General features: G+C 70.9%; 10 protein-coding genes and 1 pseudogene. 3 read left to right on the top strand and 8 right to left on the bottom strand.

Going from position 1 to position 13,703, the window contains the following annotated elements; genetic code table 11:
- The first annotated feature begins 102 nt into the window (after positions 1-102).
- Entirely contained in the window at positions 103-1,590 is a 1,488-nt protein-coding gene (locus ACIQFX_RS31315; RefSeq protein WP_402470207.1) for a long-chain fatty acid--CoA ligase, read from the top strand.
- 68 nt (positions 1,591-1,658) lie between these two features.
- On the opposite strand, the gene ACIQFX_RS31310 is transcribed toward ACIQFX_RS31315, so the two are convergent.
- The 8 genes and pseudogenes from ACIQFX_RS31310 to ACIQFX_RS31275 form a co-directional block, all read right to left on the bottom strand.
- Positions 1,659-3,119, bottom strand: a complete 1,461-nt coding sequence (locus tag ACIQFX_RS31310) for a catalase (RefSeq protein WP_402470205.1) — start codon at positions 3,117-3,119, stop codon at positions 1,659-1,661.
- Between the two features lie 149 nt (positions 3,120-3,268).
- Complete coding sequence (locus ACIQFX_RS31305; protein WP_402470204.1) at positions 3,269-4,003, bottom strand: NUDIX domain-containing protein; 735 nt, start codon at positions 4,001-4,003, stop codon at positions 3,269-3,271.
- Positions 4,000-4,458 carry a GFA family protein gene (locus tag ACIQFX_RS31300; RefSeq protein ID WP_402470202.1) on the bottom strand — a complete coding sequence of 153 codons (459 nt, stop codon included), beginning with the start codon at positions 4,456-4,458 and terminating at the stop codon, positions 4,000-4,002. The genes ACIQFX_RS31305 and ACIQFX_RS31300 overlap by 4 nt, the downstream gene beginning before the upstream one ends.
- 18 nt (positions 4,459-4,476) lie before the next feature.
- Positions 4,477-4,713: a hypothetical protein gene (locus ACIQFX_RS31295; RefSeq protein WP_402470201.1), complete on the bottom strand. Its 237-nt coding sequence runs from the start codon at positions 4,711-4,713 to the stop codon at positions 4,477-4,479.
- 350 nt (positions 4,714-5,063) lie between these two features.
- Positions 5,064-6,158 carry an NUDIX hydrolase gene (locus ACIQFX_RS31290; RefSeq protein ID WP_402470199.1) on the bottom strand — a complete coding sequence of 365 codons (1,095 nt, stop codon included), beginning with the start codon at positions 6,156-6,158 and terminating at the stop codon, positions 5,064-5,066.
- A 79-nt stretch (positions 6,159-6,237) separates the two neighbouring features.
- A complete protein-coding gene (locus ACIQFX_RS31285; RefSeq protein WP_402470197.1) occupies positions 6,238-6,459 on the bottom strand; it encodes a hypothetical protein in 222 nt (73 codons plus the stop codon).
- A pseudogene (locus ACIQFX_RS31280) lies at positions 6,459-6,767 on the bottom strand (ABC transporter ATP-binding protein); the annotation flags it as partial. The pseudogene ACIQFX_RS31280 and the gene ACIQFX_RS31285, both read right to left, overlap by 1 nt.
- A 201-nt stretch (positions 6,768-6,968) precedes the next feature.
- Positions 6,969-9,341: a M4 family metallopeptidase gene (locus ACIQFX_RS31275; RefSeq protein ID WP_402470330.1), complete on the bottom strand. Its 2,373-nt coding sequence runs from the start codon at positions 9,339-9,341 to the stop codon at positions 6,969-6,971.
- Positions 9,342-10,367: 1,026 nt separating this feature from the next.
- Between ACIQFX_RS31275 and ACIQFX_RS31270 the strand changes: the two genes are divergently transcribed.
- Together ACIQFX_RS31270 and ACIQFX_RS31265 are read left to right on the top strand one after the other, a co-directional pair.
- Positions 10,368-11,819, top strand: a complete 1,452-nt coding sequence (locus tag ACIQFX_RS31270) for an RICIN domain-containing protein (RefSeq protein WP_402470195.1) — start codon at positions 10,368-10,370, stop codon at positions 11,817-11,819.
- Positions 11,820-12,053: 234 nt separating this feature from the next.
- Positions 12,054-13,562 (top strand): alkaline phosphatase family protein, encoded by a 1,509-nt coding sequence (locus tag ACIQFX_RS31265; protein WP_402470193.1) that lies wholly within the window; start codon positions 12,054-12,056, stop codon positions 13,560-13,562.
- Positions 13,563-13,703: the final 141 nt, after the last annotated feature.

Raw genomic sequence — 13,703 nt, 5'->3', positions numbered from 1 at the left:
CGGGCCCATCCGTTGTCCCGCAGGCCATAGGTCCAGGACCCGCACGGCTGCAAGATGTCGGCGATGTAAACATCTGGCGATTCTGTGCAACGGAGGCGGGTCATGGCCAATCTGGCAGGGTTCCTCGTGGAGACGGCGCGACGGCAACCCGAGCGCCCGGCACTGCGCCTGGGGGAGCAGGTCATCACCTATGCCGAGCTGGACGAGCGCAGCGCCCGCGCCGCCGCCCTGCTCAGGTCCGAGGGCGTACGGCCCGGGGACCGCGTCGCCCTGATGCTGCCGAACGTCCCCGACTTCGTCGTGCTGTACTACGGCATCCTCCGCGCCGGAGCGGTCGTCGTCCCGATGAACCCCCTCCTGAAGACCCGGGAGACCGAGTTCCACCTCGCCGACTCCGGCGCGGTCCGGCTCTTCGAATGGCACCAGGCCCCCGGCGAGGGCGCCCAGGGTGCCGGCGCCGCGGGAGTGCGGCACACGGCCGTCGAGCCCGCGGCCTTCGCCGCCCTCCTGGACCTGCACGAGCCGCTGACCGAGGTCGCCGACACGGACGACGACGACATGGCCGTCCTCCTCTACACCTCCGGCACCACCGGCCGGCCCAAGGGCGCCGTCCTCTCCCACGCCGGGCTGCGCCACAACACCGAGGTCAACACCGTCCACATCCAGCGGATGACACCGCAGGACGTGGTGGTCGGCTGCCTGCCGCTGTTCCACATCTTCGGACAGATCTGCACCATGAGCGCCGCCGTCCGCAGCGGCGCCTCCCTCGTCCTCATCCCGCGCTTCGACCCCGCGGCCGTCCTCGACGCCATCGCCCGCGAACGGGCCACCGTCTTCGAAGGCGTACCCACCATGTACGCGGCGCTGCTGCAGCACCCGTCGGAGGCCGACGTGTCGACGCTGCGCATGTGCATCTCCGGCGGCGCGTCGCTGCCGGTCGAGATCCTCCACGGATTCGAGCGCCGCTTCGGCTGTCCGGTCCTCGAAGGCTTCGGCATGTCCGAGACCAGCCCGGTCGTCACCTTCAACCACCCCGACCGCCCGCGCAAGGCCGGCTCCATCGGCACCCCCATCCAGGACGTCGAGGTACGCCTGCTCGACGACAAGGGCCAGGACGTCACCCCCGGCGAGATCGGCGAGATGGCCGTCCGGGGACCGAACGTGATGAAGGGCTACTGGAACCGCCCGGAGGAGACCGAGGCCGCGATCCCCGACGGCTGGCTCCGCACCGGCGACCTCGCCCGCGCCGACGACGACGGCTACCTGTACGTCGTCGACCGCAAGAAGGACATGATCATCCGCGGCGGCTACAACGTCTACCCGCGCGAGATCGAAGAGGTCCTCCACGAGCACCCCGCCGTCGCCCTCGCCGCCGTGGTCGGCGTCCCCCACGCCGAACTCGGCGAGGAGGTCGCCGCCGCGGTCACGCTCCGCCCCGGCGCCCGGGCCACCCCCGACGAACTGCGCACGTACGTCAAGGACCAGGTGGCCGCCTACAAGTACCCCCGCCACGTGTGGGTCGTGGACCAGCTCCCGCTGGGCCCGAGCGGCAAGATCCTCAAGCGCGAGATCACCCTGCCGACGCCGTAGCGCCCACCTGCGACGGAGCCGCCGCCCCGGGACGAGCGGCGGCTCCGTCGCATCCCGCCTCCCGAGCCCTACGAACCCTGCCCGGCGCGCACGCCCTCGGCGATGCGCGCACCGACGGCCGCGTCGATGTTCCTCCAGTAGGCGAAGGCCCGTTCCAGGACCGGCTCGCTCACCCCGTCGAGGAGGTGCCCGACGACGTTGTCCACGAGCCGGTCGCGGGCCGCGTCGTCCAGGACCTCGCGGACGAGGGTGCCGGGCTGCCCCCAGTCGTCGTCCTTCGGGTGGGAGACGTAGGCGGCCCGGGTGATCTCCCCGTCGGCCTCCCAGCCCGGCGGCGTCCCGTACCGCTCGGTGTCGGCCGCCGGGCCGCCCTTGGAGTTCGGCGCGTAGACCGGATCGGACGTCTTCCGGTAGGCCATCGCGCCGTCCTTGGAGTACGTGTGGACGTCGACGACGGGGGCGTTCACCGGCAGCTGCTGGTAGTTGGTGCCGATGCGGGCGCGGTGGGCGTCCGCGTACGAGAAGAGCCGGCCCAGCAGCATGCGGTCCGGGCTCGGCCCGATGCCGGGGACGAAGTTGTTCGGCTGGAACGCCGCCTGCTCGATCTCCGCGTGGTTGTCGGTGGGGTTCCGGTCCAGCGTCATCCGGCCGACGGGGACGAGCGGGTAGTCGCCGTGCGGCCACACCTTCGTGAGGTCGAACGGATTGAACCGGTACCCGGCCGCGTCCTCGTACGGCATGACCTGGACGTGCAGCGTCCACGACGGGAAGTCCCCGTCCCGGATGTGCTCGAACAGGTCCCGCATGTGGAAGTCCGCGTCGACGCCCGCCAAGCGGTCGGCCTCGTCCTGGGTGAGGAACTCGATGCCCTGGTCGGTCTTGAAGTGGTACTTCACCCAGAAGCGCTCACCGGACGCGTTGATCCACATGTACGTGTGCGAGGTGTAGCCGTTCATGTGGCGCCATGTCCGCGGGATGCCCCGGTCGCCCATCAGCCATGCGACCTGGTGCGCCGACTCCGGCGACAGCGTCCAGAAGTCCCACTGCATGTCGTGGTCGCGCAGGTTGCTGTCCGCCCGCCGCTTCTGCGACCGGATGAAGTGCTGGAACTTCATCGGATCCTTGATGAAGAACACCGGCGTGTTGTTGCCGACCATGTCGTAGTTGCCCTCGGCGGTGTAGAACTTCACCGCGAAGCCGCGAGGGTCCCGCCAGGTGTCCGGGCTGCCGCGCTCACCGGCCACCGTCGAGAACCGGGCGACCAGATCGGTACGCGCCCCCGGCTGGAACAGAGCCGCCTTCGTGTACCGGCTCACGTCATGCGTGACCTCGAACCGTCCGAACGCGCCGCTCCCCTTCGCATGCGGCTGGCGTTCCGGGATCCGCTCCCGGTTGAACTGCGCCATCTGCTCGATCAGATAAGCGTCCTGGAGGAGGATCGGACCTCCCGCCCCCACCGTGAGCGAATGCTCGTCGCTCTCCACCGGAGCCCCGGAATCGGTCGTCGTCGCAGGTCGGCCTTCGGTCATCACACTGCCCTTTCGTCGCACCCCGACCACCCTCCCCCCACTCGGCGGACCCCGCGACCGGAGGCGTCACGCTTCGTGTTCGCCCCGGCGCGTTCGGGCGCGGTCCGGCGCGCCCGGACGTCACCCCGCGCGCGCCGCACCGGCCAGGGTCAGGCCGCGAAGTAGCGGTCGAGCACCTGGGGCAGGTAGTCCGCGGTCGGACCGAGCCGGTCGACACGGTCGGGAGCGGGGACGAAGGCCAGCGCGTCGAGTTCCGGTCCGTCGCCGCGTCCGGTCGTCTGCGCGGCAGGAAGGTCCGCCCACGTCCGCCGCACGAGCGCGGCGGACGTGGGCGGGCAGAGGAAGTGGAAGCCGAGGCTGCCGAACCGCAGTCCGCGGGTGAGCCCCCACAGGGTCAGCTGCCCGTCGGCCACGAGGACGCCGGTCTCCTCGACCAGCTCGCGGGCGGCGTGCCTGCGCAGCACCTCCGTGTCCAGCGGCGTCCCGGGCGGAGGGGGCTCGGCCGCGCCGCCCGGGAGGGTCCAACGGCCGGGCGCTGCGGTGGCGGGCGATCCCCGTCCGACCACGAGCCCCTCGTCGGTGGGGAGCAGGACGGTGACGAAGACCGACCCGGGGACCCGCTCGGGCGGCCGCAGCCGGCGCAGCGCCCTGGAGCGGTACGTCATGGGTGCCCACCCCACCACCAAGCGGCCCGACGCGGTCCGGTCGACCTTGAGGCTCGCGACCAGAGGGCCGTCGAAGGTGGCGGGGTTGCAGGCCCGGGTCTCCTCCCAGAGGCGGTCGACCTCGCTTCGTTCCCAGGGCGAGAGCGTCGGCGGGGGGTGCTCGACGAAGGTGAGCCCGCCGGGGTCGAGGAACTCGACGGGCCGGGGTGAACGGGTCACGGGAGGTCCGCCTGGGATGAATGACGCGTGCTGGGGGCGGTCTCCGGCAGCGGGGGCAGCCAGGGCGCGGCGTTGTCGCGGAAGGACGCGTGGCGGGGCACGAGGTCCGTGGCGCCGGTGTCGTCGAGGGCGGTGACGTTGATGCCGATCTCCGGGATGTCGGCGTCGATCGCCGCGACGCGGCTGCCGCAGGTCGGGCAGAAGCCGCGCTTCGCCTCGCCCGGGAAGGTCTCGTACCAGGTCGGCTCGCTGTCGCCCGTCCAGGTGACCGTCTCGAAGCCGACCCACCACATCACGGGAGTGCCGCCGAGCTTCTGGCAATGAGCACACGCGCAGGTGTGGGGGAAGACGGCCGGCCCCCGGGTGGTGAACCGAACGCGGCCGCACAGGCAGCCGCCCGTACGGCCCTCGGCTTCCCCGGTTCCCCGGACGTCGGCGGCGGGGACGGCGTTCATCAGGTGATCTCCCGTGCGTCAGCGGCAGGTTGGCCCGACCAGTGTGCCGCAGTCGGGTCCCTCGCCGACGACCACCGTCCAGGCCTCCCGGAAGAACGTCCTGCCGGCTTCGTAGAGCACCCCCTTCAGGAAGTCGCGACGCGGCGGCGCCGTGTCGGCGGGGCGCTCGGCGGACGTGGTGGGGACGGCTGCCGCATCGGCCGGTCGACGGTTCGGATCCGGGACGGACGGCTGCTTCGGCGCGGGAACGGACATGGCGGGACTCCCCAAGGCCGTGGACGGATGGACGCTGCGGTCGGCCGACCTGTCCACCAGCCTGCGGCCCGCCGGAGCCCGGAATCCGAGTCGCGCCCGGTTGCGCCGAGTCGCGCGGAAGTCACACGGACGGGTGAGTCCTGCGCGATGCTCGGCGCATGGGGGACGAACAGAGCGGGGACACCGTCCGCAGGATCCTGTCGGCGCCCGTTCTTCCGCCTCAGGTCGAAGCCGTCGTGTCCGTGGCCACCGTCCTGGCCCGCAGAGCCGGCCGCGACGAACAGGAGGTGGTCGACAGCCTCCGGTTCCCGACCGGGAGCGCTGAACCAGGGGCATCGGTGGCCCGGTTGTCACCACACGGTGGGGGCGCCGAGTTCGGTGACGGGGCCACGTGCTGCCGCGGGGATGCCGAGGCGCTCGCGCGCCCGGTGGACGGCCGCGAGCTGCTCGGTGGCCGGCGGGCCCCAGTCGAAGAGCTCCAGGGCCTGCTCCGGCGCGGCCAGGATCCGGGTGTAGGTGCGGTCCGTGGCCGGGTCGGGGAGCACGGGTCCGACGTGGGACACCGCCGCGGCGTACCGGAAGCGGGCGCACGGCCGGCCCTGATCGGTGAGGTGCCCGAGGAACACCGGCTCGCCGAGGCCGACTCGGGCTTCCTCCCGGGCTTCGCGGCGCAGGGTGGCCACCGGGTCGCCGTGGTCGTGGGGTTCGGGCGTGCCGCCGGGGAGGCAGGCTGCTCCCGTTTCGGGGTCGAGGAGGACGAGGACGCGGCCGTCCGGCGCGAACAGCCAGCCCCAGGACTGGCGCACGTCGAGGCCGTCCGGTGCCGGGGCGGGGTGGAACGGCAAGTGGTGCTCGGCTCGGGCGGTGCGCAGGACACCGGCCCGATCGAGGACGGTGGGGGTGAGCGGGGAGCCGTTCTCCAGGAGTGCGGCGCCGACGGAGCCGATGCGCGCGCGGAGCGCCGACAGGGCACGGCGGGCATCGTTCGGGGACATCAGGTCGGGCAGGCGGGCGGGCTCGACGAACTCGATGCTCTCGATCTCGCCTTCGGGCAGTCGGACGGCGGCGATCCGCTCGTCGTCCCAGGTGCCGCCGTCGTACACGTGGATGATCTCGCCGGGGAACCGCATGACGGGCGGCGCGGTGGAGCCGTCACGGGAGACCCAGTCGACGGCGAGGCCCCGGTCGACGACCGCGTCGACGCCGAGCTCCTCCTTCAGTTCGCGGGAGGCCGCGTGGGAGGGGGCTTCGCCCGCGTCGACGGCGCCGCCCGGCAGGAGGCAGGTGGACAGGTAGTCGACGTGTTGGATCAGGATGCGGCCTCGTCGGTCGGTGATCAGCACGGACGTGCCGGCCCACAGGGCGGCCGAGGCGCGCAGGGCGCCGTAGGCCTCGTCGGTCATCGCCGTGCCGGGCAGCTCGTCAGGGGTGGAGGTCGTCGTCATGGTTCTCCGATCGGAGGGGCGGGCGGCGCAGGGGAATCCGGGCAGCCGGGAGGAGGTGGACGGGCGGTGACGTGAGGGGTCAGCGGTCCTGGGAGAGTCGGAGGAGTTCGGCGAAGGTTCCCCCGCCGTGGGCGAGGTCGTCGTAGCGGCCCTGCTCGGTGATCCGGCCGTGCTCCATCACGATGATGTGATCGGCGATCCTGGTGTCCTCCAGGCGGTGGGTGACCACGATCGTGATGCGGTCGGCGGAGATGGCCTTGATCCGTTCGAAGATCTGGTGCTCGCCGCGCGGGTCCATCACCACCGCATCATGCCGCGCACGTTGCTGTCGGCGATGTCGCCGTAGTGGATCCCGTAGTCGACCCGCGCGCTCAGGACGGCCCCGACACCGGCCGGGAGCACGGCGAGCAGTAGGAGCGGCAGCATCAGCGGGTTCAGTACCGACAGCACGCCCCCGGCGGTGACCATGCGGATCCCCGCCGACACGAACCGCTGCGCGTCCGTCACCATCATCTGGGTGCGCGTCACCCCCGTCTCGGCCGCCTCGCGCCGGTCCGAGAACCCGTCCTCCGCGTACGCCACCGCCTCCACCCGGCACACCGCAACGACCGCGCCGCCGTATCGAACTGGTGTGTTCCGGCCGGATGCGGAGGCCCGAGTTGGAGCGGGGGAGGGAACATGGCCAGGGCATCGACCCGCTTCCCGCAACGGCTGTGCGAGGAAGGGCGGTTGGCCGAAACGCCGACGGGAGGCCCGCCCCCCTTCTGGAATTCGCCGCGGGGAGCGGGCCTCGTGCTGTGCCGGTGGAGGTCAGGGATGGATGGTGAGGGCGGTGTCGTCGAGGACGAAGTAGGTCGGGGCGGCCAGGTCCTCGGTGGCGGTGAACTTGAAGGTGACGTACTGGCCCGCGACGGCGCCGAGGTCGACGGTCTTCTGGACGTAGCCGCTGGTCGCGTTGAGGTTGGAGTACGTCGCGAGGGGGGTGCCGTTGGCCTCCACGGTGAGCTTGTCGTAGGGGATGGTGGTCTTGGGCGACTCGTTGGTGATGACGTGCAGCCAGAAGGTGGCGGTGGCCTTGCAGCCGTAGGGGACGTACACGGTCTGGGCCGCCGTTTCGGTGGCCGTGCTGCCGTTGCCGCCGAGCAGGGCCTTCCACGATCCGGTGCGGGCGGGGAGCCACGAGACGCCGTCGGTGATCATGGGCGAGTAGCCGCCCAGCTTCCAGACGGTCGGGCCCGACTCGAAGCCCGGGTTGCCGAGCAGTTGCGTCGTGGTGCAGTTGCCCGGGGTGTACACGAGCCAGGAGAAGGAGACGACGTCCTGGGCGCCGGTGGAGTCCTTGACGGTGAGGGTGACGCCGGAGGACCCGTTGGTGGTGGGCGTTCCGGTGATCTTGCCGGTCGAGGGGTTGAGGGTGAGGCCTGCGGGCAGTCCGGTGGCGGTGTAGGTGAGCGCGGCGCCGCTGTTGCCGGTGACGGCCTGGACCTGGAGGGAGACCGCCGCGGTGGTCGTGGACACCTGGTCACCGGGGCTGGTCAGCGTGACGCCCTGGGTCATGCGGGAGCCGACGTTGACGGCGGCCCAGGCGTTGCCGACGTTGTTGTGGACGACGCCGTTCGCTCCGTACAGGTCGGCGGCGGCCTGGAGGGTGGCGGTCCGGGCTCCCGCGTAGTCGGTGGTCGAGGTCATGTACGTCGTCAGGGCGCGGTACCAGATCTTCGCCGCGGCCTCGCGGCCGATCGGGTTGACCGGCTTGGCGTCGTAGGTCGGCGAGTTGTACGAGACGCCGTTGAGGAGCTTGGCACCGCTGCCCTCGGAGGCCAGGTAGAACCAGTGGTTGGCGGGCCCGGAGGAGTAGTGCACGTCGATCAGGTCGATGTTCGGGTACCAGTGGTCGGCCGAGGCGCCGTCCTTGGAGGGCTTGTCCATGTAGCGCAGCGGCGTGCCGTCGCCGTTGAGGTCGAGCTTGTCGCCCTCCAGGTAGTCACCGGGGTCGGCCGGGTTGTTCGCCCAGAACTCCACCACGGCGCCGAAGATGTCGGAGGTGGCCTCGTTCAGACCGCCGGACTCGCCGCTGTAGCGCAGTCCCGCCGTGCTCGACGTGATGCCGTGCGTCATCTCGTGGGCGGCGACGTCGATGGAGGTCAGCGGGTTGGTGTTGTAGTCGCCGTCGCCGTACGTCATGCAGAAGCAGTAGTCCCACCAGAAGGCGTTGGTGTACGAGTTCCCGTAGTGGACCCGGCTGCGGGCGGCGACGCCGTCGTTCCTGATGCCGTTGCGTGCGTGCACGTTCTTGAAGTAGTCCCAGGTCAGTTGGGCGCCGTAGTGGGCGTCCACCGCGGCGGTCTGGTTGTTGCCCGGGGCGCCGTCGCTCCAGACGTCGTCGGCGTCGGTGAAGAGGGTCTCGGGCCCTTCGTCCTCGGAGCTGTGGGCCATGTCGGTCGTCCTGGCGCCGCCTCGGGTGGGGTCCTGGAGGAGGTAGGAGCCGGGGGATCCCGACGTCCCGAGGGTGACCTGGCCGGCGTACTGGCTGTGCCCCGTTCCGTTCATGACGGCCTGGTACGCGAAGAGCGTGCCGCCGGTCTTCGCGTCGGTGACGACGTGCAGCTCGGAGGGGGTGCCGTCCTTCTGCAGGCCGCCGACGACCGTCTCCCAGGCCAGGGTGGGAACGCCGGAGGCGGCCCACACCACCTTGCGGGCCGATTCGGCCTCGGGCGCCCTGGCACCGTCGGTCGCGGCGCGGCCGACGGCGTGGGACTTCGCGGCGGCGGCCGTCACCCGGGCCGTGGTGGACGGTACGGAGACGGAGGCACGGGTCGCCTTGGTGACGCCCTTCACGGCCCCGGCGGGAGCCGTGTGGACCACCAGGTCGCCGCCGAGGACGGGCAGCCCCGCGAAGGTGCGCTCGTAGCGGGTGTGCAACGTGCCGTCGGCGTCCTTCTGGACGGCCGTCGGTATGAGCGCTTCCTGGTCGCCCAGCCCGATCTTCTCGGCCGTCGCCTTCTGTCCCGTACGGGCCTCGGCGAGCAGGGCGGCGTGGCGGGCGGGGCTCAGCGCGACGGCGGAGGCGCCCGCACGGGGCTGCGGAGCGGCGGGAGCGACCGTGGCGGGTGGGGCGGCCGTGGGGGGTGGTGCGGTGGGGGTCGCGGCGACGCCGGTGGCGGGGAGGCTGACGGTGAGCATCGCTGCGCCCGTGGTGAGGGCGCCGGCGGCGAGCGCCTTGCGGAGGGAGGGTCTCAACGGGACTCCAGGTGCGGGGCCGGCGTGGTACGCCGACCGGAGTGGCCCGGGCGGACCGGATGTGGTCCGCCCGGGGGAGGAGCTGACCGTGCTGTGGGGGTGTCAACTACAGCCAAAAGCAAGGGAGTTGGGAACGGTAGCCCTGCTTCCGGCGCGAAGGAGTCTGACATGTTTGCGTGAACACGTCAGTGGTGGCCCGGAGGTTGGCCGAAAGGCGCGGGCGGAGGGGGTCGGGGTGCGCGGCGGCGGTGACACGGCGCGCCGGTACCCGGTTACCGCAGGTAGGAGGGTATGCCGACGCGGGAGGTGTCCATCGCCGCAGCCGGCTCCGTCACGAGAGCCGGGGGTGTGGAAGTGCTGGTCGAAGGGGTGTGCGGCCGAGGGGTCGCCACGAGGCGGGTGCCCGCCGGGGGTCGGGGCCCGGGTGTGTCCGCATGGCGGGGGAAAGGTGTCGGGTCGTACGACGATCGGGCGCGAATGCGGCGGCATCGGACCGGGTGGGGAAAGCGATGTTCGGCCATGGATTACCAAGGCGATCGGCGAGCGAACCAACGGTAACGGCGTCAGGGGCGGAAAGGCGGCGAAGGTCCTGGTTTCTGCCGGGGTGTGCGCCGCCGGGAGGTCTCTTGACAGGCCCACTTCGTGCTTTCAAACTCTTCCCAACACCCCGCGTTAACGCAAACAATACGAGGCGACACGCGGCCGTAACACGGCAGCCACCTCCCTCCGCACACGGGCTGCGTTCCCCGACCCCCCACCGCCGCACCCTCGGGCCCGGTCGGCCACGCCTCCGCGTACACCTCCTCGGTATGCGTCCAGTCACCCCACCCGCATCACCCCACCCCCCTCGCACCACCCCACTCCGCACACCCCCTTCGCACACCCACCCCCCTCACCGGCACATCTCGTTCGCCGCGGACGGCACGACCGACCCGCGCTGCCGGTCCCCCCAGCAAGAGGCAAGTGATCATGTCGCGTAAAAGAACCGGGGCGTCGACGGTCTTCGCCGTTCTGTCCGCCCTCCTCCTGTCGCTCGTCGGTGCCGTGGGCACGGCTCAGGCCGTGGCAGTGCCCATTCCCAACGCCACCCAGTTCACCGATCCGGCGGGCAATCCCGTGCACGCCCACGGCGGCGGGGTCGTCAAGGTCGGTGAGTACTACTACTGGTTCGGCGAGGACCGCAACGCCGACAACAGCTTCCGGTACGTGTCGGTCTACCGTTCGACGGATCTGAAGACGTGGGAATTCCGCAACCACGTGCTCAGCGAGGCGACCGATCCGGAGCTCCAGGGCGCCAACATCGAGCGGCCCAAGGTCATGTACAACGCTTCGACCGGGCAGTTCGTGATGTGGATGCACAAGGAGGGGAGCGCCACGGACTACTCCGAGGCGCGTGCTGCCGTGGCGGTCTCCTCGACCGTGGACGGTGACTACTCCTGGCGTGGCAGCTTCCGTCCGCTGGGCCACATGTCGCGGGACATCACGACCTTCGTCGACACCGACGGCACGGGCTACATGATCTCCGCGGCCAACGAGAACGCCGATCTGCACGTGTACCGGCTCACCGCCGACTACACGGGCATCGACGCCCGGGTGCAGAAGCTGTGGGCGGGCCAGTCGCGGGAGGCCCCCGCGATGTTCAAGCGCAACGGCGTGTACTTCCTGCTCACCTCCGGTGCCACGGGCTGGGCGCCCAACCAGCAGAAGTACGCCACCTCCACGAGCGTCACCGGCAGCTGGAGCGGCCTGAAGGACGTCGGCAACTCCACCACCTACCGCAGCCAGACCGCCTTCGTCCTCCCGGTGCAGGGGACCAGCGGGACGAGCTACCTCTACATGGGTGACCGGTGGGGCAACTCCATGGGTGGCATGGTCCAGGACTCCCAGTACGTCTGGCTCCCGCTGAAGTTCCCCACCAAGACCACCATGACCATGGACTACTCGCCCAAGATCACCATCGATGCCGCCGCCGGCAAGGTGACCGGCATGAACGTGATCTGGGAGACGCTGTCGGTCCGCAGCAGCGGCAAGTGCGCCGACGTCTCCAACTTCGACTCCGCGGACGGCGCCCAGATCGTCCAGTGGGGCTGCGGCGGGGACATCAACCAGCAGTACTGGTTCAAGAACGTCGGTACCAGCGGGTACGTCCAGATCATGGCCCGCAACAGCGGCAAGTGCCTCGAAGTGAGCGGAGCGCCCCTCGAGGACGGCTCGCCGGTCGTCCAGAACACGTGCGGCTCCGCGAAGTCCCAGCACTGGAAGGTCGAGCCGACGGGTGACGCCGGCTACAGCCAGCTGGTCGCCCGGCTGAGCGGCAAGTGCCTGGACGTCGCCGACTACTCGTACGCCGACGGTGCCAAGCTCGACCAGTGGACCTGCAACGGCGGGCAGAACCAGCAGTGGGACCGGGTCATCGCCTGACGGCGGGACTCCTTCCGGGTGCCCCTCCATCCTCACGGTGGCGGGGCACTCGTCCATCCACGGGCGTCGCCTTCGAATGATCACAAGACCATAACGGGTCTGAACCAGACGTCGTCGACTGTTCACCTGCGATGAGTTTTGAGTAAACCTGTTGACCCTTGGCTGGGCTCAGGCTCATCAACGCCCGGCCGAGACGGCCGTGCACCCCAACCACCTCCCTCCCAAGGAGCTTTCGTGCGCCTGTCCCGTTCTGTTCGCGCCGCCCTCGCGGGCACCGTCGCGGTGGCCGTGCTGCCGCTCGCCGCCTCCGCCCATGCCGCGGGCCCCAAGGAGGGGTCGACCGCCGCCGCGGTCGCCAAGCGGCCCAAGTCGCTCGTGATCGGCATCGACGGTGCGACCTTCGCCAAGTTCGGCAAGGCGAAGATGCCGCGGGTCAAGGGCCTCATGGCGGCCGGCATGACCGCCACCGCCAACCTCTACGCGAGCCCGATGGCCCCCACCTCCTCGGGCCCCGGCTGGTCGACCATCGCCACGGGCACGTGGCCCGACAAGCACAAGGTCGTCGACAACAGCTTCGCCGGCGCCCGCTACGACCTCTACCCCGACTACGCCACCCGCCTCGAAGGCGCCCGCTCCTCGCTCAACACCCTGGTGGTGGGCACCTGGGGCCCGATCCCGAGCACCGTCTTCGGGCCCGGCGTCGACGCCCGCCTCGGAGGCGTCAGCGACGCGGACACCACCACGACCGCCGTCTCCAAGCTCACGACCACCGACGCGGACGCCACCTTCGTCCACCTCGACGACGTCGACGGGGCCGGCCACTACTACGGCACCGAGCACCGGGCCTACCTGGACGCGCTGAACACCGTCGACACCCAGATCGGCCGGATCCTCGACGCCGTCACCTCCCGAGCCGCGTACGCCGACGAGGACTGGCAGATCCTCGTCACCGCCGACCACGGCCACCAGTCCGGAGGCGGTCACGGCGGCAACACCCCCGCCGAGCGCCAGTCGTTCGTCATCGCCAAGGGGACCGGCTTCACCCCGGGCTCGGTCCGCTACGACGTCAAGGTCACCGACGTCGCCCCGACCGTCCTCTCCCACTTCGGGGTCACCCCCGACCCGGCGTGGCAGCTCGACGGCAAGCCGATCGGCACCCTCGCGCCCGACGCCTTCGACGCCCTGCGGCCCTCGCTGAACACCCGGGTCGACGAGCTCGCCCTGCCCTCCACCCTCAAGGGCTGGACGACCACCGCGCCGACCGGCTGGACGATCGACAACTCGGCCATGCCCACCGGCGGAGTGACCGAGTGGCGCGGCTGGTCCTTCGCCACCGACGAGTTCTGGAGCAACACCGAACTGGGCCAGGGCCGCGAGACCAACGTGAGGGCGCGCAACGTCTTCGCCGTCGCGGACTCCGACGAGTGGGACGACAAGGCCCACGGCGTCGGCCAGTTCGACTCCACCCTCGTCAGCCCGGCCTACGCCGTGACCGGCGGTGCGTCGGCGACCGTCTCGTACGCGACGAACTACCGGGTGGACGGCCCACAGACCGGAGACGTCTACATCTCCTTCGACGGCGGCCCCCGTCAGCTCCTGCAGTCCTACCGCGCCGACGTCAACACCTTCGAGCGGCTCACCGTCGCCGTTCCGGCCGGCGCCACCACTGCCCGGCTCTCCTTCCAGTACACGGGCACCAACAGCTCCTTCTGGACGGTCGACCAGGTCGCCCTCACCTCCTGACCCTCCGCCCCGGGGCGGTACGGAGCCACGGGCGGAGGCAGGGCGACTGCAACCTTTGATGATTGCGTAAACATGGGCATCTCGGCAAGGGTTCTGCCGGGATGCCCATGCTTTGTCCCCGGAGTCGACGGCGAGTCCCGC

Origin of the sequence: Streptomyces sp. NPDC093089 (genome assembly GCF_044754405.1) — a bacterium.
In the GTDB taxonomy this organism is placed as follows: Bacteria; Actinomycetota; Actinomycetes; order Streptomycetales; family Streptomycetaceae; genus Streptomyces.
The sequence above is the reverse complement of the archived record's forward strand: the minus strand, read 5'-3'. Positions and strand labels throughout refer to the sequence as shown.